Consider the following 18,780-nt stretch of genomic DNA (forward strand, 5'->3'; position numbering starts at 1 on the left):
ACGCCGCCGCCCGCCATCGAGCAGAGTTTTACACCTAATTGGGGATAAAACAGCTCATGGCGGGCGGCGGCGTTGCCCTTATCGGCGGCACCCTCGTACCTCTGCTTGCCGGACTGTTCGGTTAAGCGGCGGGGTTAGCCTATGCAGAGCATACTTGACGCGATTAACGAATGGATAAAGGAAATCCTCATTGGAGCCATTAACGGTAATCTGTCAACTATGTTCGGGGACGTAAACGAAAAAGTCGGAACTATCGCCGCAGAGGTAGGACAAACCCCGCAGGGGTGGAACGCAGGCATATTTTCCATGATACAGAGCTTGTCGGAAAATGTGATTGTACCCATTGCGGGGCTTGTTATTACCTACGTTCTATGCGTGGAGCTTATCAGCATGGTAACGGAAAAGAACAATATGCACGATATTGACACGTTCATGTTCTTTAAGTGGTTTTTCAAGGCGTGGGTAGCGGTGTATCTCGTTACCCACACCTTTACTATCACTATGGCGGTGTTCGATATGGCGCAGCACGTTGTTTCCGGCGCGGCGGGCGTGATCGGCGGCGATACGAATATCGACGTTGACGCCGCCCTCTCGTCCATGCAAGCCGGACTTGACGCTATGGAAATCCCCGAACTGCTTATGCTCGTTATGGAAACAAGCCTTGTGAGCCTTTGCATGAAAATCATGTCGGTGCTTATCACGGTTATCCTGTACGGCAGAATGATAGAAATTTACCTTTACTGTTCGGTATCGCCTATCCCGTTTGCAACTATGACCAACAGAGAGTGGGGGCAGATAGGCAACAACTACTTAAAAGCCCTGTTCGCCCTCGGTTTTCAAGGCTTCCTCATAATGATATGCGTCGGCATTTATGCGGTTTTGGTTGGCAGCATGATTGTAGCGGACAACCTGCACAGCGCGATTTTCTCCCTTGCAGCCTACACCGTGATTTTGTGCTTCTCCCTATTCAAAACAGGCACACTTGCGAAGTCAATCTTTAACGCCCATTAAAGACCGAAAGGAGGTTTTCACTTGGCGTATGTACCCGTACCCAAAGACTTATCAAAAATCAAAACAAAAGTCGCTTTTAATCTGACAAAGCGGCAGATTATATGTTTTGCGGCAGCCCTCGCTATGGGACTACCGCTTTTCTTTTTGCTCAAAGACAGCGCGGGAACAAGCATGGCGGCATTTGCAATGATTGTCGTTATGCTTCCCTGCTTCCTCTTGGCAATGTATGAAAAACACGGGCAGCCCCTTGAAGTCGTGATAAAGAACGTCATTCAGACAAAGTTTATCCGACCAAAGGAACGCCCCTATCAGACGGAAAATTTTTATGCCGTCATAGAAAAACAACGAAAACTGGAAAAGGAGGTATCGGCTATTGTCAATGGCAGAACGAAAAACCATGACCCGCGCGGTAAAAAATCCCGTGAAGCGTAAGCTGACCCGCGCAGAAAAGAAAGAAATCGCCGCCGTGATACAGGCGGCAAAGGGCGACGGGAAGCCCCACACCGCGCAGCAGACCATTCCCTACTTGCAGATGTACCCGGACGGGATTTGCAGGGTAACGGAAAAGAAATACAGTAAAAGCCTTGTCTTTGAAGATATTAACTATCAGCTTGCACAGGCAGATGATAAGACCGCCATTTTTGAAAACTGGTGCGATTTTCTCAACTACTTTGACGCTTCCGTTTCGGTGCAGCTCTCTTTCATCAATCAGGGCGCAAGAAAGGAAAAGGCACAGGCGGCTATCGAAATTCCGGCACAGGACGACGCTTTTAACTCTATCCGCAGGGAGTACGCGGATATGCTGAAAAATCAGCTTGAAAAAGGCAACAACGGACTGGAAAAGTGCAAGTACATTACCTTTTCCATTGAAGCGGACAATCTTGCGGCGGCAAAAGCCCGCCTTTCCCGTATCGAAACCGATGTACTGAATAATTTTAAGGTGCTTGGTGTAACCGCCCGCCCCATGAACGGACAGGAACGCTTGAACGTCCTGCATGGGATTTTCCACCCGGAGGGCGAGCCGTTCCGCTTCTCTTGGGACTGGCTTGTGCCGTCGGGGCTTTCTACAAAGGACTTTATCGCCCCGTCCTCGTTCCGTTTTGGCGACGGGCGCACGTTCCGCATGGGGCGAAAACTTGGTGCGGTATCGTTCCTTGAAATCCTTGCGCCGGAGCTGAATGACCGTATGCTTTCGGACATTCTCGACCTTGAAAACGGGATAATCGTCAATATGCATATCCGCAGTATCGACCAGAGCGAAGCAATCAAGACTATCAAGCGCAAGATAACCGACCTCGACAAGATGAAGATTGAGGAACAGAAAAAAGCGGTACGCAGCGGGTATGACATGGATATAATTCCGTCCGACCTTGCTACTTTCGGCAGCGAAGCAAAAAATCTGTTGCAGGATTTACAGAGCCGCAACGAGCGAATGTTTCTGCTGACGTTCCTTGTGGTAAACATGGCAGACACAAAACGGAAACTAGATAATGACGTATTTGCTACGGCGGGCTTTGCACAGAAAAACAACTGCGCTCTGACCCGCCTTGACTATTTGCAGGAAGCGGGCTTTATGTCCTCTATTCCTCTTGGGGAGAACCTTATCCCCATTCAAAGAGGGCTTACGACCAGTAGCACCGCTATTTTTATCCCGTTCATCACGCAGGAGCTTTTCCAAAGGGGTGCAGCCCTTTACTACGGCTTAAATGCCCTTAGTAACAACATGATACTCTGCGACCGCAAGCAACTGAAAAATCCCAACGGGCTTATTCTTGGAACACCGGGAAGCGGTAAATCCTTTGCGGCAAAACGGGAAATGACAAACGCCTTTCTCATTACCGACGACGATATTATTATCTGCGACCCGGAAGCAGAATATTTTTCCCTTGTGCAGCGTTTGGGCGGGCAAGTGATACGTCTGTCGCCTGCCGGAAAAGGCATGGACGGCAAGCCCCAGTATGTGAACCCTATGGATATTAACCTCAACTACTCCGAGGACGACAACCCGCTTGCCTTGAAATCCGACTTTATCCTTTCCCTCTGCGAGCTTGTTATCGGCGGCAAAGAGGGCTTGCAGCCCGTGGAAAAGACCGTCATTGACCGCGCCGTTAGGAATGTGTACCGACCTTTCCTTGCAGACCCCGACCCGGCAAAAATGCCGATTTTGGGCGACCTCTACAACGAACTGCTGAAACAGCCGGAGCCGGAAGCTGCCCGCATTGCGGCGGCATTGGAGCTTTATGTTTCCGGCTCTCTGAACGTCTTTAACCACCGTACCAACGTGGAGCTTTCAAACCGTCTTGTCTGCTTTGATATTAAGCAGCTTGGAAAGCAGCTCAAAAAATTAGGTATGCTCATTGTGCAAGACCAGGTGTGGAACCGCGTGACCGTCAACCGCGCCGAGAAAAAGGCAACCCGTTACTATATGGACGAATTTCATTTGCTTTTGAAAGAGGAACAGACCGCAGCCTATTCTGTGGAGATTTGGAAGCGTTTTCGTAAATGGGGCGGCATACCGACGGCTATCACACAGAACGTCAAAGACCTTTTAAGCAGCCGCGAAGTCGAGAATATCTTTGAAAACTCCGATTTTGTCCTCATGCTCAATCAGGCACAGGGCGACCGGGCTATCCTTGCAAAGCAGCTTAACATCTCCCCGCAGCAGATGAAGTATGTAACCCACACCGAAGCGGGCGAGGGGCTTATCTTTTACGGGAATGTGGTGCTGCCGTTCATTGACCGCTTCCCGACGGACACCGAGCTTTACTGTCTGCTTACGACAAAGCCGGAGGAAGTGAGCAAGCCATGAAAACAGACGTAATCATCAACCGCGACGCCCTCTATGCCCTGCGGGAGCTTCCGAGCGAAAGCGTGAACTGCTGCGTCACAAGCCCGCCTTACTATGGACTAAGGGACTACGGGCTTGACGCGCAGATTGGACGTGAGGACACGCCGGAGCAGTATATCGGGCGGCTTGTGGAAGTGTTCCGGGAGCTGCGCCGGGTACTCAAAGACGACGGGACATTTTGGCTGAATATCGCAGACACATACTGCGGCAGCGGCATGAAAGCGGGCTGCAAGCAAAAGGATTTAATCGGTATTCCGTGGCTTCTTGCCTTTGCCCTGCGCTCTGACGGGTGGTATTTACGCAGCGATATTATCTGGCTGAAAGAAAACCCTATGCCGGAAAGCTGCCGCGACCGACCGAGCCGCTGCTATGAGCATATCTTTTTACTGACGAAATCAAAGAAATATTACTATGACGCTGCCGCCATTGCAGAGCCGATCGCGCCGGGAACGGCTGCGCGCTACAGGCAAGGGCGCAGCGCAGGACACAAATACGCCGAGGAAGTACCAGGACAGGGCAAGGTACAGGGTATCAATCAGCCCCGCAGCGGCAGCTATTATGACGACGCCCTTATGCCGACCACAAGAAACAAGCGGGACGTTTGGCTTATCAATACCGTACCGTACAAGGGCGGGCATTTTGCCGCCTATCCCCCGAAGCTCGCGGAAACGTGCATACTTGCGGGCTGTCCGAAAGGCGGCGTTGTGATAGACCCGTTCTTTGGAAGCGGCACCACCGGGCTTGCAGCGCAAAGCCTTGACCGCCGCTATATCGGCATTGAACTGAACGCCGAGTATTGCGCCCTTGCAGGGGCGCGGATTGGAGGTGGTAACACTTGAAAGACCCATTAAAGCCCCGCGATAAAATCACGCAGAAAATGACCCGCGACGGGGCTATCGCAGAAAATCAGACCACGGGAGACACGGAACGTATCAGCAACCGCATACGGGACGCGGATTTACAAAAGACCCCGGAACAACAGGCGGCACAGGACGCTATGCAGCTTCCCCCGGTATCTGATACAAGCCCGCTTCCCCATGTGCCGGGAGCTGCCCCCAAAGCGGACACAGGCAAAACGGAGCGCGTCATGAAGCATATCGACGACGCCCATACACGAAAAGCCAGTAAAAAGGCAGTACGAAAAGCACAGGCAGAAGCTACCGCCGGGACGAAATCTTCCCGGCTGCAATTTACCGACGAGGAACGCGCTGCCCCGGAGCTTGAAAAGTATATCAAGAAATCCGATAAAGCCGCCGACCGCTTGGATAAGGCAAAGGCAGCTATCCCCAAAGAAAAGAAACTGGTAAAAGAGCGCACCTTTGACGAAACCACCGGGAAAGGCAAGACCCGCCTGCACTTTGAGGAAAAGGACAAGCCGCCCGGATTTAAGGAGAAGCACAACCCGCTATCCCGCCCCACACAGGAAGCCGGGATTTTGGTACATAACAAAATCCATTCTGTCGAAAAGGATAATTCCGGCGTGGAGGGCGCACACAAGAGCGAGGAAGCCGCAGAACGGGGATTGAAGTACGGGGCGCGGAAAATCAAGCAGGGCTACCGCAACCATAAGCTGAAACCCTACCGGGAAGCGGCAAAGGCAGAAAAAGCGGCTTTTCGGGCAAATATGGACTTTCAGTATCACAAGACCCTGCATGAGAACCCGCAGCTAACCAGTAACCCCATTTCCCGGTTTTGGCAGAAGCAGAAAATCAAGCGGCAGTATGCAAAGGAAGCCCGCAATACCGCAAAGGGTATCAAGGGCGCGGCAGAACGCACCCGCAAGGCGGCAGCCAAAGCCGCCGAGAAAACGAAGCAGACCGCAGCATTTGTGGCAAGGCACCCGGCGGGTGTGGCAATCGCTGTCGGGGTGCTACTGCTCTTTATCATGGTTATGTCCGGGCTGTCCTCTTGTGGGGCAATGTTTTCCGGCACGTTAAACGGCGTGCTTGGAACGTCCTATACGTCCGAGGACAGCGACCTTGTGGAAGTGGAAAACAGCTACGCAGGATTGGAAAACGAGCTGCAAAGCAGGATTGACAATATCGAGCGCGACAATCCGGGCTATGACGAGTACCGCTATGACCTTGCAAATATCGGACACAATCCCCATGAATTAGCGTCTTATCTGACCGCAAAATACCAAAGCTACACCTGCGCCGAGGTACAGAGCGAATTACAGCGGATTTTCAATCAACAATACAAGCTGACGCTGACCGAGGAAGTGGAAATACGCTACCGGGAGGAAGAACGCACCGACACATGGACAGATGAGGACGGCAACGAGCATACGGACACCTACACGGTACAAGTGCCTTATGAGTATTACATCTTGAACGTCAAGCTGACGAATACCCCACTATCCACCATTGCGGAAAACAATCTGACCCCGGAACAACTGGAAATGTACCGGGTGTACTTACAGACAAGCGGGAACAAGCCCCTTATCTTTGGCGGCGGCTCTCCCGACACTTCCGCGTCGGAAGATTTAAGCGGCGTGGACTTTGTAAACGGAACGCGCCCCGGCAATACCGCTATCGTTGACCTTGCAAAACGGCAAGTCGGAAATGTGGGCGGCTATCCGTATTGGAGCTGGTACGGCTTTAATTCCCGCGTGGAATGGTGCGCCTGTTTCGTGTCCTGGTGCTACGGGCAAATGGGACTTTCCGAGCCGCGCTTTGCCGCCTGCCAGTCGCAGGGTATTCCGTGGTTTACTTCTCACGGACAATGGGGAGCGCGGGGCTATGAAAACATTGCCCCCGGCGACGCTATCTTTTTTGACTGGGATTTAGACGGCAGCGCAGACCATGTAGGACTTGTTATCGGCAGGGACGAAAGCCGCGTCTATACCGTGGAGGGCAATTCCGGCGACGCCTGCAAGATTAAGAGCTATCCCCTTGACTATGCCTGTATCAAAGGGTACGGGCTGATGAACTGGAACTGACACATTTTTTGAAAATCGAAAGGAGAAAAATTTTATGGCAATGAGTAAAATCGAAAGAATTGACAAGGAAATCCAAAAGACCCGTGAGAAAATCACGGAGTATCAGAACAGGCTGCGCGGACTGGAAGCACAGAAAACCGAAGCGGAAAATCTGCAAATCGTTCAGCTTGTGCGCTCTATGCGCCTTACCCCGCAGGAGCTTACCGCTATGCTTGCGGGCGGAGGTATTCCGGGCATTGCCCCTATGCCCGCAGACTATGAGGAACAGGAGGACAATGCAGATGAAGAATAAAATTCTTAGAAGCCTTACCGCACTTTGCGCCGCCCTTATGCTCATGGGCGGCTTTTCTGTTACCGCCTTTGCACAGACACCTACGACGGAAGAAACCGACGACAGCGGCGTGATCGTGGAAACCGAACCGCAGCCCCTTACCCCGGAGGGCAACATGACCCTTGTGGACGACATCGACGGGGACGCTGCCGAGGATAAACAGTTTATCGTCGTGAAAAGCAAAGGCGGCAACTATTTTTACATTATCGTTGACCGGGCAGCCGAGGGGGAAAATTCCGTCCACTTCCTAAATCAAGTAGACGAAAGCGACCTTATGGCGATTATCGGGGAGGAACAGACCGAACAGCCCCCGGCTGTCTGCAACTGTACCGAGAAATGCAAGGCGGGCGAAGTCAACACCGCCTGTCCTGTCTGCTCTGTAACTATCAATAACTGCACAGGCAAGGACACCGAGCCGGAAGCTCCCGCAGAGCCGGAGAAACCCAAAAACAGCATGGGCGGGCTTCTCATCTTCCTTGTTGTGGGACTTCTTGGCGGCGGCGCAGCCCTCTACTACGTTAAGTTTATGAAACCGAAGCAGAACGTAAAAGGCAGCACCGACCTTGACGAGTTCGATTTTGACGAATACGACGAGGACGAGCCGGAGGAAGAAACTGACATCGCAGACACCGAACAGGAGGACGAGGAAGAATGAAACTTGTGATTTGTGAGAAACCCAGCGTCGGGGCGGCGGTTGCCGCCGCCCTTGGCGTTACGGGTAAGAAAGACGGATATATCGAAAATGACAAGTACATCATTTCTTGGTGTATCGGGCATTTGGTACAGCTTTCCGAAGCTGCCGCCTATGGGGAGCAGTACAGAAAATGGAGCTATGACAGCTTACCCATTCTGCCGCAGGAATGGCAGTACACCGTAGCCGCCGACAAGGGAAAACAATTCAAAATCTTGAAAGACCTCATGCACCGCGCCGACGTTTCGGAAGTCGTGAACGCCTGCGACGCGGGGCGCGAGGGAGAATTGATTTTCCGATTTGTCTATGAAATGGCGGGCTGCAAGAAACCCTTTACCCGTCTTTGGATTTCCTCTATGGAAACGGACGCAATTCGAAGCGGCTTTGAACATCTGAAGGACGGGCGCGGGTATGACACCCTCTATCATTCCGCACTATGCAGGGCAAAGGCTGACTGGCTTATCGGTATCAATGCGACCCGCCTTTTCTCCTGCCTGTATGGAAAGACCTTGAACGTGGGACGTGTGCAGACCCCGACCTTAAAAATGCTTGTAGACCGGGACGCTGCCATTACAAACTTCAAGAAAGAAACCTACTATCATGTGCGCCTTATGCTCCCCGGCGCAGAAGCGGCAAGCGCGAAGATCTGCGCCGCTGATGAAGCGGGCAAACTGAAAGCAGCCTGCGAAGCGTCGGCGGCTGTCTGTACTTCCCTTGTGAAAGAAAAGAAAACCATTGCCCCGCCGAAGCTCTTTGACCTTACCAGTTTACAGCGGGAAACAAACCGTATTTACGGGTACACGGCAAAGCAGACCCTTGACCTTGCACAGACCCTCTATGAAAAGAAGCTCTTGACCTATCCGAGAACGGACAGCGCATTTCTGACCGATGACATGGGAGAAACAGCGACGGGCATTATCGCGCTGCTATGCGGGAAGCTGCCCTTTATGGCGGGCATTTCCTTTACGCCGGAAGTTTCCCGCGTTCTGAACAGCAAAAAGGTATCAGACCACCACGCAATCATTCCCACTATGGAGCTTGCAAAGGCTGACCTTACCGCGCTGCCGGAAAGCGAGCGCAATATCCTTACCCTTGCCGGGGCGCGTCTGCTTATGGCGACCGCCGAGCCGTACAGTTTTGAAGCGGTAACGGCGGTTTTCTCCTGCGCCGACCATGAATTTACGGCAAAGGGAAAGGCGGTAATCGCTGCCGGGTGGAAAGACATGGAACGGCTTTACCGGGTGACCCTCAAAAAGAAGCCGGACAGCGACGACGAAAACGAACTTGTTTTAGATGTGCCGGACTTTACCGAGGGACAGACCTTTGAAAACCCTGCTGCAAAGGTTACGGAGCATGAAACGACGCCGCCGAAGCCCCACAATGAAGCGTCCTTACTTTCTGCTATGGAACGCGCTGGGAATGAGGACACCGACCCGGACGCAGAACGCCGGGGGCTTGGGACGCCCGCTACCCGCGCCGCTGTCATTGAAAAGTTAGTAAAAGGCGGCTTTATCGAGCGCAAGGGCAAGCAGCTACTTCCTACCAAAGACGGCACAAACCTTGTGTGCGTCCTGCCGGACAGCTTAACTTCTCCGCAGCTTACGGCTGCATGGGAAAACAATCTGACGCAGATTGCAAAGGGTAACGCTGACCCTGCCGCTTTCATGCAGGGTATCGAAGCAATGACGCAGGAGCTTGTAAAAACCTATGCTTCCGTGTTGGGTGAGAAACAAGAGCTTTTCAAGACAGAAAAAACAGAGCTTGGGAAGTGTCCCCGCTGCAAGTCCCTGGTCTATGAGGGAAAGAAAAACTACTACTGTTCCAACAAAGAGTGCGGCTTTACCATGTGGAAAAATGACCGCTTCTTTGAGGAACGAAAAACCGCCTTTACCCCGAAGATTGCCGCAGCACTTCTTAAATCCGGCAAGGCAACAGTTAAAAAACTGTACTCTCCGAAAACGGGCAAAACCTACGACGGAACGGTACTTTTAGCCGACACGGGCGGTAAATATGTGAATTACAAAGTAACCATTTCAAAGAACAAAGAACTTGAATAGCAAGCATAGGAAGCGGGTACCCACTTCCGTAAATCCCCCGTTTTCGTCTGCCGACGATTGCGGGGGATTTTTCTTGTTGGGAAGTTTCCCAAACCCTCTGCAATTTTTCAAAATCTTTGGCAGAACAGGCGGCGCGTTGTATTTAGGAGCGTAACCACCAACGCGCAGCGTCTACGCTGCCATTTCAGAAAGGAGCGAATACATGAGCGAACAATTTTCCATTCTTATCGACAGCCGCACCCGCTTTGAAACAAGCGAACCGGGCGGCGTGTGGCTTTCCATGCCGACCACAAAGGAGCAGCTTCACGAAGCTATGCAGCGCGTCGGCATTACTGCGGATAACCCGCAGGACTTCTTTATCAACGGCTTTGCAAACACCGAGCAGCAGCCCTTTGACGTGCCGCTTCCCGTTATCCAGAGCGCAGGGCTTGACGAACTGAACTACTTAGGCAATCTGCTTGCCATGCAGCGCGACGAGGACAGGGACAAGTTTACGGCGGCGGTAGCTCTTGGGGAACGTGCCGGAAGTGTCAAAGACCTTATCAACCTTGCACAAAATCTTGACTGCTACTGGCTTTATCCCACCGTACAGAACGAAGAAGATTACGGCTATTACCTTATCGACGAACTGGACGAATTAGAACTGCCCGAAGAAGCAAAAAAGTATTTCATGTATGAGGATTACGGGCGGGACGCTGCTATCAATGACGGAGGACGCTTTACCGAACAGGGCTATATCTACAACAACAAGAACACCTTTACGGAGTGGTACAACGGCAGAGAAAGCGACATACCGAGGGAATACCGCGTTATGAGCTTCCCGCAGCCGCACCGCCCCGACCCGTCAAAGGTAGAAATGGACGCAGCCGCACCGGGACAGAAAACAGTGCAGACCATAGAGCAGCCGCAGGAGCCGCGCCCGGTTATCCCTATTGTGCTGACGAGCGAAAAACCCGCAGAGAAATTGAAAGAGATTACCGACCGTCTGGAACAGGGAATAACGGAACTCTTTGACAGCGAGCGTTACCGGGAATATCTGCGCGTCATGTCAAAATTTCATAATTACAGCTTTAACAATACGCTGCTTATCGCCATGCAGAAGCCGGACGCTTCCCTTGTTGCGGGCTTTTCCGCATGGAAAAATAATTTTGGGCGAAACGTGATAAAAGGGCAAAAAGGAATTAAAATCATTGCCCCGTCGCCTTACAAAGTCAAACAGGAAATGAAGAAAATCGACCCCCACACGCAGCAGCCTATCATTGGGAAAGACGGGAAGCCGGTTACGGAGGAAAAGGAAATCACGATACCCGCTTATAAGGTAGTGTCTGTCTTTGACGTGTCGCAGACCGAGGGGCGCGAGCTTCCCGACATTGCCGTAAATGAACTGACGGGCGACGTGGAGCGTTACAGGGATTTTTTCGCTGCCCTTGAAAAGACTTCCCCCGTTCCTATTGGCTTTGAGCAGATACCGGGTAGCTCTCATGGTTACTACCATTTGGAGGACAAGCGCATTGCCATTGACGAGGGCATGAGCGAGATTCAAACCTTGAAAACGGCGATACATGAAATCGCACACGCAAAGCTGCACGATATAGATTTGAACGCGCCGGAGAACGAACAGCAGCCCCATATTGACAGGCGTACCCGCGAAGTCGAAGCGGAAAGCGTCGCTTATACCGTCTGCCAACACTACGGGCTTGATACGTCAGACTATTCCTTTGGGTACGTCGCCGGGTGGAGCAGCGGCCGCGAGCTTTCCGAACTGAAAAGCTCCCTTGAAACAATCCGCAGCGCAGCCGCCGAGATTATCAATTCCATTGACGAAACATTAGCGGAGCTTTCAAAGGCGCAGGATAAGGAGCAGACTGCCGGACAGGAGCAGCCGGACAAAGAGGAAAACGCCGCGCCGGAGCAGCCGAAACAGGAAGCCTCCGCACAGGAAAAAGCAGCCTTTATCCCGGAAACAGTTTACCGGGTGCGCCGCAATCCTTACAGCGACAGGAAAGAGAACGCCTATCTGCTGCAAGCCTATGTAACGCAGGAAAACGGGCGGGCAAAAATGGGCGCGGTACTTTTCACAGGAACGCCCCAGAAATGCCGCGAGCTTATGGGGCAACTCAAAAGCGGCGAACTGACCGAGGGACAGGTCAAGGAGCTTTACGCAAAGGCACAGGAAACCGCTAAGACCGCCGAACAGGACAAAGGCACCTTTTCCATTTATCAGCTAAAGCATGGCGACGAAACGCGGGACTTGCGCTTTGAGCCATACGACCGCCTGCAGGCGACGGGAAATGTGGTTGATAAGGCGAACTATGAGCTTGTCTATTCCGCAGAGCTTACGCCGGGGACTTCCCTTGAAGATATTTATACCCGTTTCAATATCGACCACCCCAAAGACTTTAAGGGACACAGCCTTTCCGTTTCCGACGTGGTGGTGCTTCATCAGAACGGGCAGGACGCCGCCCACTATGTAGACAGCTTCGGCTATAAGAATGTGCCGGAGTTTTTACAGGAGCAGAAGCAGCTTACGCCCGACGAGTTGGAAACAGGCGAAACAATCAAAACGCCGCGCGGTACTTTCTATGTAACCGATATGAGCCGCGAACAAATGGAAGCCGCCGGATATGGCTTTCACCATCAATCCGACGACGGAAAATATTTAGTCATGGGAAATGGTACGCGGGCGTTTGCCATAGCAGCCGAGCAGCGGGAAAATCCCTTGAAAGCTGCCGAGCAGACCACCGAGCAAAACGAAAACATGATTGACGGGATTATCAACAATACGCCGACCGTTGACGAACTGGAAGCAAAGGTTAAGGCGGGAGAAACGATTTCCCTTGTTGACCTGGCTAACGCGGTCAAAGCCGATAAGGAGCGCGGCAAGGGCAAGCCGGAAAAGAAGCCCTCTATCCGGGCGCAGCTTAAAGCGGATAAGGAAAAGGCACAGAAGAAAGCCGCAGCGAAAACAAAAAATCACGATTTGGAGGTATGAGCATGAACAGATTTACCGTTGAGGAAACAAACCTTTTGAGCATTTACCATGAGGGAAGCAAGGCGCAGCTTACGGAGAACATCAACGCCGCGCTGCCTTACATGGACGCGGATATGCGGGAACTGGCGAAGCGCGCCCTTTCCAAAGTGGACGCGCTGACCGAGGAAGAATTTGCGGAGCTTACCATTTACGCCGCAGAGGAAGTATGAGCAGCATTAAGCGGCTTTCGCCGCCCCAGAGCCGGAAAGTCAATTCCCTTGTGCGCCGGGAGTGCTGCAACTGCGATAACGGACACTGTATTTTGCTTGACGACGGGGACGAGTGCGTATGCCCGCAGCTTATCTCTTATTCGCTGCTTTGCAAATGGTTTCGGATTGCCGTACTTCCCCTTGATAAGCTCCTGTATGCCGAGCTTTTTAAGACCGAGGATAAAAAGCGTTGTACTGTATGCGGCACGTTCTTTGTATCAAAGTCAAACAGCGTCAAATACTGCCCGGACTGCCGCAAGCGTATCACGAACAGACAGGCAGCGGAGCGCATGAGAAAACGACGCGCCCTTGTTACGCGATAAGGGCGAAAATAGCCTTGATTTACAGGGCTTGCAGCGCGTGAAAATCACTTAGGCGATACAGAATACCTTTTCCCTTAAAAACAGCTTTCTACTGCGTAACATACCAAAATCAGCACCCACAAAAAGACAGGGCGCGGGAGGTCATTACTGGCTTTCCGCGTCCTGTCTTTTTTTGCGCCTGTTTATCCGCGCTCTGTTTCCTTGCCCCGTTCCGGCTGCTTTCCTGTCTGCAAAATGCTGTCTATGTTCTGCTTGATAACGTCATATTCCCGGACTTTCTTTTTCAGCTTGCCATAATCGGCGTAAAGGGCTTCTTTCTGCGCTTGGAGTGCTTCATATTCCTTTTGCAGCGTGGCGGGATTGGGGAGCTTTGTAATGCCCGCCGTTTTGAGTGCCTTTGCCGCAGCTTCATGGAGGATAATATCGCGCTCATGTCCGGCGCGGTATCGCTCTTTGTTCTTTGCCTTGCGGTATGCGTCATAGACAGGCTTTGTCTTTTGATAAGTGGCGACGTGCTTCATCAGCACCGCCATATCTGCAAGCCGCTTTTCAACGCCCTTTAATACGTCTGCCGCCTGTTCGCTTTCTGCCGCCACTTCCTCAATCCGGCTGACTAAATCCGCGTACTGTTCAATCTTATTCTCCGTCAAGAAATTCATGGTCTTAGCTGCCTGTTTCAGATTGTGGATTTTCGCCCAGTGTTCATAGCCTTTGCTCTGCGCCGCCTTGATACTGTTTTCAATGTCAATCAGCAGGCTAACGCCGCCGCGATCTGCGCGGGGAGCTTTCGCAGCGCGGGCGCGTTTGCCCTCTATGCGTTCCCTTATGGCTTCCTCTGTATAGTCTGCGCCGAGGGTTTTAAGACGGGTAAAGCGTTCCTGTCCGGGAGCGCGGCAGGACACATATTTTCCCGGCTTTATCTCATAGCCCGCAGCTTGCAGCCGTTGTAACAATTCCTCAAAACTGGACACTTGGGGAATGAGTGCGTCAACGGCGATTTTCAGCTTGCCTTTCCGACTGGTTCCCGTTTTTTCCTCTTGATACTCTGCATAGCTCTTTCCCTTGTTTCCCTTTTTCGGGACAATGACGGATAAGCCGTTTTCCCGGCACAGCCTGTCGCTCATGTTCCGTATGCCGTAATAACTACGCTTATTGGAATTATACTTGTGGTGGTCTACAAAATTGACCGCGCAGAAAATAATGTGATTATGGACGTGTCCTTTGTCAATGTGCGTCGTCAATACATACTCATGCTGCCCTTTTGTTACCGCGTCGGCAAGCTGCTTTCCGATTTTGTGGGCGGTTTCATAATCCACTTCCCCCGGCTCAAAGGACTGTATCAGATGAAAGGCTAAATTGTTGCCCTTTTGGAGAGCTTGCGACAAGGTATATTCAAATTCAATGTCTGCCGTTTCATAGGAGCAGCCAAAAGAGGACACAAGCATTTTCCCGTCCGTCTTATCGGGATTTTGGATATAGTCAAGGGCTTTGCTCAACGTGCTTTTAATAGGCTTAATCTTTGTAACCGCCATATCTCCGCAAGCACCCCCTTTATTTCCTCTATGTCCTCTTGGTAGACGCTGCCCGTACTGTTTACGCGCTTTGCAATCTGGTTGACGTTGACACCGATTTTCTGTATCTCCGCTGTCATGGCTTTTATGTCGGTGTGGTCTACTTGGATAATGTATCCGTCAATGGCAATCTTCCTAAGATATGCCGCCATGTTCCGGGTGGGGACGAGCTTCATTTTTTCAAGAATTAAATCCCGTTCTGCTTCTGTTACTCTGAATTTGATTTGTACCGTTCTTTTGCGTCCGTCCATGCTTTCGCTCCTTTCCATTCCGAGGGTTTGGGACACTTCCCAACAAGCCATTTTCAACCGACGTGCCGCAGCGCAGGAGGGCGAAAATACGGAAGTGGGTACCCGCTTCCTATGCTTGCTACGAAAGTTTTTTCTTAATCCTTACTACAACGGAAAGCCCCGTTTTGCCAAACTTACACAAAAGAAAAACGCTGCAATCTCAAAAAGATTACAACGCTTCCTAAAGCCTATTTAGTTTTCGTTTTCGACTTCTGCAATTTCTTTCGCCGTCGCGGTAACAATCCGTATTCCTGTATCGCTCATATCATCAAGAAGCGCGTCAAGCTGCCGCCGCTTTGTGTCTTTCTCCGGCTGCGTATCTAAAAGAAACTGGTCTACGGATATATGATAGCGCAGCATAAGCTCAAAGAAAATCTGTAAACTTGGGTGCTGCCCGTTGTTCTCAATGTTTGCAAGGTAACGCGGGGAAATATACATTTCGTCGCTTACTTTCTTGCGGCTCTCTTTGCGCTCTTTCCGCGCGTTCTTTATTGCTTGCCCAAAAGCCTTGAAGTCGTACTTTTCTACTGGTCTTTTTGCCATATTCATTCACCCAGTTACATTTTACTGTTCCCCTTTCTTCTTGGATATGTCTATATACTTCCTATAACGAACCTAAATAATGCCTATTTCCGCACTTGCTATTATTCGCCATACCGTATATAATTATACTGATAAACTTTGAAGAAAGGACGGGTGGCTTATGGAATATATGTCTTGTGCAGAAGCAGCGGGCAAATGGGGCATTTCAGAAAGACGGGTGCAGAAACTTTGTGAGGGGGAGCGCATACCGGGCGTTTCAAAATTTGGTAGTATGTGGCTGATACCAAAAGACGTGGAAAAGCCAACTGATAGACGCAGAAAGGAGTTTCAACATGAATAATGTTTTAATTATCGAAGATGATAAAGAAATTTGCGTTATGATAAAAGACCATCTGGAAAAGTACAATTATCAAGTCTTCTTCACACTTACTGGTGCAAATGCGATTGAACGCATAAAAGAATTATCCCCAGATTTAATTATTTTAGATTTAATGCTTCCTTTTATCAGTGGAGATGAATTAATTAGAAATATCAGAAAATTTTCAGATGTACCTGTAATTGTTGTTTCTGCAAAAAGTTTAACATTCAACAAAGTCGAACTGCTACGCTTGGGTGCTGATGACTATTTAACAAAGCCGTTTGATTTGGACGAATTACTAGCGCGAATTGAACGCAATTTGCTAAGAAGTCAAAAAGATACTCCCCATCTTTGTTTGACCTTTGGAGAACTTTCCATTAATACATCTTCAAAAATAGTTACTGTTGCAGACGAAATTATTGTGCTTACAGCAAAAGAGTATCAACTTGTAGAACTACTGGCGAAATATCCTGATAAAGTTTTTTCTAAGCAAAATCTTTATGAAAGTATTTGGCAAGAACCATTTGCAAGGGATAATGATGTCATTAACACACATATAAGTAACTTACGAAAAAAATTAAAGGGCGAAGGCTGCCGAATTAAGACCATATGGGGCTTGGGTTACCGATTTGCAAAGTGAGCTTTAGATAATCTTTAGCTTTACCTTTAGATTATTCAAGGAATTGTCTGCGATACTAAATAACAAGAAAGGAGCTGTGAAAAAATGAACGTAACAGTTTTTGAAGCTATCAACATCACAAAAAAGTATCGCAATACACTAGCCCTAAATCAAGTATCTATGTCTGTAATGCAAGGAGATATTTATGGGTTTATCGGAGAAAACGGTGCCGGTAAAACAACAATGATTCGTTTACTAACCGGACTGGCAGAACCTACTACTGGCAAAATTGCTTTATTCGGTGAAAGCAATAAGAAACTTGCAAAGCAGCGTGAGCGCATTGGCTGTATTATTGAGAGCCCTTCTCTTTATCTTGATATGACAGCCTATGAAAATTTGGAGGTACAACGTTTGCAACGCGGTATTCCAGGAAAAGGTTGCATTGATAATGCTTTAGCATTAGTTGGTTTGAAAGATACCGGAAAGAAAAAAGCAAAAGATTTCTCTTTGGGTATGCGGCAGAGACTAGCTCTCGCAATCGCTTTGCTTGGGAATCCTGAATTTCTCGTACTAGATGAACCAATTAACGGACTAGACCCTACTGGAATTATCGAATTAAGAAACTTACTCAAAAGACTAAATAAAGAACGTGGAATCACTATTTTGATTTCAAGTCACATTCTCACGGAACTTCATCAATTAGCAAATAGATATGGTATCTTACATGAGGGGAAACTTTTACAGGAAATTACCGCTACAGAGTTAGACAAACGCTGCAAAAAGCATTTGTTGTTGCAAGTGAATGATGTAGCTGCTGCTAGTGTTTTATTGGAAAGCAAACTGAATACTTCAAATTTTTCTGTTATGCCAGACAAAAGTATTCATCTATATGATTATGTTGAAAATGCCGGAAAAGTATCAGCGTTGCTAAGTGCAAATAACATTACGATTTATCAGTTAGCACAATCTGGAGATAGTCTTGAAACTTATTACACTAATTTGATAGGAGGGTGCCAAAATGATTAACCATTTTAAAGCTGAATTTTATAAATTGCGTCACTCAAAGATATTGATAACTATATTAGGCGTATGTGCGGCGGTTATAATGGTCTCTTTTGCACTTGGTGACATGACTTTTTTTGGAGCCGGAGATGGAACAGAAAGTGTAATCGGATTTCAAGCTAAGTGTTATCTATCTAGTGAAATACCAACGTTTCAAACTGTTGCCCGCTCATCTCTTGCATATACAGCCTTTTTCTGGATTATTGGCATTTTATTTGCAACCATATTTTTTACAAAAGAATATAATACGGGTACAATCAAATTATCTGTTGCATACGGCACTAAACGAACTATTCTCTACTACACCAAAGCGATTACAATATTGGTGGTGTCTCTGATAACGTATCTGATTTTTGTAGCTACATTTTTCGTTATTGAAATCATACAATCCGGTTACATTCCAACTGCGAGTGAAGTAATAAACCTTTTGGGATGGGCTCTTGCTTGCGGAACGGTTTTATTAGCATTAGAAAGCATTTCTATTTTTTTATGTGTCGTTATTCAAAATACAGGGATTGTAACAGGGATTTGCTGCTTATATGTATTCAGTGGAGCGTCTGTTTACTTAATGCTATGGAGTGATATGGAGACGGTTTCAATACCCTTAAAATTTTTTGTATATGGAAATCCTATGTACTATTGGATGAATTTCAGCTCTTGTCGCACAATGGGTATTATTGAGCATTTACCATTCTATTTCATAGGGTGCATTTCTCTTTTGATTGTTGGCGGTCTTATTATGATTAGAAAAGAAATCAAGTAAAAGGGAGGTAGAATATGGGTTGGGCGATTATGTTTCTTGTTCTGATAGCATTGGTCATTATCCTTTCAATTTCTTTAATTAACTATAAATGAGCAAATTTGAAAAATTGCACAAAACTACACTGCGAATTTC

At 49.2% G+C, this 18,780-nt stretch carries 17 protein-coding genes and 2 pseudogenes; 16 read left to right on the forward strand and 3 right to left on the reverse strand.

Going from position 1 to position 18,780, the window contains the following annotated elements; all coding sequences use genetic code 11:
- Positions 1-41: 41 nt before the first annotated feature.
- The 12 genes and pseudogenes from DWX26_RS15695 to DWX26_RS15750 form a co-directional block, all read left to right on the forward strand.
- Positions 42-125, forward strand: a pseudogene (locus DWX26_RS15695) (Maff2 family mobile element protein); the annotation flags it as partial.
- 16 nt (positions 126-141) lie between these two features.
- A complete protein-coding gene (locus DWX26_RS15700) occupies positions 142-1,011 on the forward strand; it encodes a VirB6/TrbL-like conjugal transfer protein, CD1112 family (RefSeq protein ID WP_117524147.1) in 870 nt (289 codons plus the stop codon).
- Between the two features lie 21 nt (positions 1,012-1,032).
- Entirely contained in the window at positions 1,033-1,443 is a 411-nt protein-coding gene (locus DWX26_RS15705; protein WP_035290041.1) for a PrgI family protein, read from the forward strand.
- Positions 1,391-3,820, forward strand: coding sequence for a VirB4-like conjugal transfer ATPase, CD1110 family (locus tag DWX26_RS15710; protein WP_118515953.1), 2,430 nt, complete (start codon positions 1,391-1,393; stop codon positions 3,818-3,820). The genes DWX26_RS15705 and DWX26_RS15710 overlap by 53 nt, the downstream gene beginning before the upstream one ends.
- Positions 3,817-4,698: a DNA-methyltransferase gene (locus DWX26_RS15715; RefSeq protein ID WP_005928563.1), complete on the forward strand. Its 882-nt coding sequence runs from the start codon at positions 3,817-3,819 to the stop codon at positions 4,696-4,698. Before DWX26_RS15710 ends, DWX26_RS15715 begins: the two co-directional genes overlap by 4 nt.
- Positions 4,699-4,736: 38 nt before the next feature.
- Positions 4,737-6,800 (forward strand): C40 family peptidase, encoded by a 2,064-nt coding sequence (locus DWX26_RS15720; protein ID WP_118601758.1) that lies wholly within the window; start codon positions 4,737-4,739, stop codon positions 6,798-6,800.
- Positions 6,801-6,834: 34 nt separating this feature from the next.
- Positions 6,835-7,092: a DUF4315 family protein gene (locus tag DWX26_RS15725; RefSeq protein ID WP_005928569.1), complete on the forward strand. Its 258-nt coding sequence runs from the start codon at positions 6,835-6,837 to the stop codon at positions 7,090-7,092.
- Positions 7,082-7,786 (forward strand): DUF4366 domain-containing protein, encoded by a 705-nt coding sequence (locus DWX26_RS15730; protein WP_117524145.1) that lies wholly within the window; start codon positions 7,082-7,084, stop codon positions 7,784-7,786. The genes DWX26_RS15725 and DWX26_RS15730 overlap by 11 nt, the downstream gene beginning before the upstream one ends.
- Positions 7,783-9,879 (forward strand): DNA topoisomerase 3, encoded by a 2,097-nt coding sequence (locus DWX26_RS15735; protein WP_117524143.1) that lies wholly within the window; start codon positions 7,783-7,785, stop codon positions 9,877-9,879. The genes DWX26_RS15730 and DWX26_RS15735 overlap by 4 nt, the downstream gene beginning before the upstream one ends.
- A gap of 196 nt (positions 9,880-10,075) precedes the next feature.
- Positions 10,076-12,871: pseudogene (locus tag DWX26_RS15740) on the forward strand (YodL domain-containing protein); the annotation flags it as partial.
- Positions 12,868-13,080 carry a transposon-transfer assisting family protein gene (locus DWX26_RS15745; RefSeq protein WP_442857729.1) on the forward strand — a complete coding sequence of 71 codons (213 nt, stop codon included), beginning with the start codon at positions 12,868-12,870 and terminating at the stop codon, positions 13,078-13,080. The pseudogene DWX26_RS15740 and the gene DWX26_RS15745, both read left to right, overlap by 4 nt.
- The gene (locus DWX26_RS15750) at positions 13,077-13,442 is read left to right on the forward strand and encodes a cysteine-rich VLP domain-containing protein (protein WP_117524139.1); all 366 of its coding nucleotides are present in this window, start codon (positions 13,077-13,079) and stop codon (positions 13,440-13,442) included. Before DWX26_RS15745 ends, DWX26_RS15750 begins: the two co-directional genes overlap by 4 nt.
- 182 nt (positions 13,443-13,624) lie before the next feature.
- Here DWX26_RS15750 and DWX26_RS15755 read toward each other — a convergent pair whose 3' ends face one another.
- From DWX26_RS15755 to DWX26_RS15765, 3 genes are all read right to left on the reverse strand, one after another.
- Positions 13,625-14,974 (reverse strand): relaxase/mobilization nuclease domain-containing protein, encoded by a 1,350-nt coding sequence (locus tag DWX26_RS15755; protein ID WP_117524137.1) that lies wholly within the window; start codon positions 14,972-14,974, stop codon positions 13,625-13,627.
- Positions 14,935-15,264 carry a plasmid mobilization protein gene (locus tag DWX26_RS15760; protein WP_117524135.1) on the reverse strand — a complete coding sequence of 110 codons (330 nt, stop codon included), beginning with the start codon at positions 15,262-15,264 and terminating at the stop codon, positions 14,935-14,937. Before DWX26_RS15760 ends, DWX26_RS15755 begins: the two co-directional genes overlap by 40 nt.
- 231 nt (positions 15,265-15,495) lie before the next feature.
- The gene (locus DWX26_RS15765; protein WP_117524190.1) at positions 15,496-15,846 is read right to left on the reverse strand and encodes a helix-turn-helix transcriptional regulator; all 351 of its coding nucleotides are present in this window, start codon (positions 15,844-15,846) and stop codon (positions 15,496-15,498) included.
- A gap of 160 nt (positions 15,847-16,006) precedes the next feature.
- Here DWX26_RS15765 and DWX26_RS17305 point away from each other — a divergent pair, with 160 nt between their 5' ends.
- The 4 genes from DWX26_RS17305 (at position 16,007) to DWX26_RS15785 (ending at position 18,648) form a co-directional block, all read left to right on the forward strand.
- The gene (locus DWX26_RS17305; RefSeq protein WP_015533991.1) at positions 16,007-16,186 is read left to right on the forward strand and encodes a helix-turn-helix domain-containing protein; all 180 of its coding nucleotides are present in this window, start codon (positions 16,007-16,009) and stop codon (positions 16,184-16,186) included.
- On the forward strand, positions 16,179-16,844 hold the full coding sequence (locus tag DWX26_RS15775) for a response regulator transcription factor (RefSeq protein WP_117524133.1): 666 nt from the start codon (positions 16,179-16,181) through the stop codon (positions 16,842-16,844). The genes DWX26_RS17305 and DWX26_RS15775 overlap by 8 nt, the downstream gene beginning before the upstream one ends.
- A gap of 84 nt (positions 16,845-16,928) precedes the next feature.
- Positions 16,929-17,849 carry an ATP-binding cassette domain-containing protein gene (locus DWX26_RS15780; RefSeq protein ID WP_015533989.1) on the forward strand — a complete coding sequence of 307 codons (921 nt, stop codon included), beginning with the start codon at positions 16,929-16,931 and terminating at the stop codon, positions 17,847-17,849.
- Complete coding sequence (locus tag DWX26_RS15785; RefSeq protein WP_055057437.1) at positions 17,842-18,648, forward strand: ABC transporter permease; 807 nt, start codon at positions 17,842-17,844, stop codon at positions 18,646-18,648. Before DWX26_RS15780 ends, DWX26_RS15785 begins: the two co-directional genes overlap by 8 nt.
- Positions 18,649-18,780: the final 132 nt, after the last annotated feature.

The organism is Blautia sp. AF19-1 (assembly GCF_003479155.1).
Lineage (GTDB): Bacteria > Bacillota > Clostridia > Lachnospirales > Lachnospiraceae > Fusicatenibacter > Fusicatenibacter saccharivorans.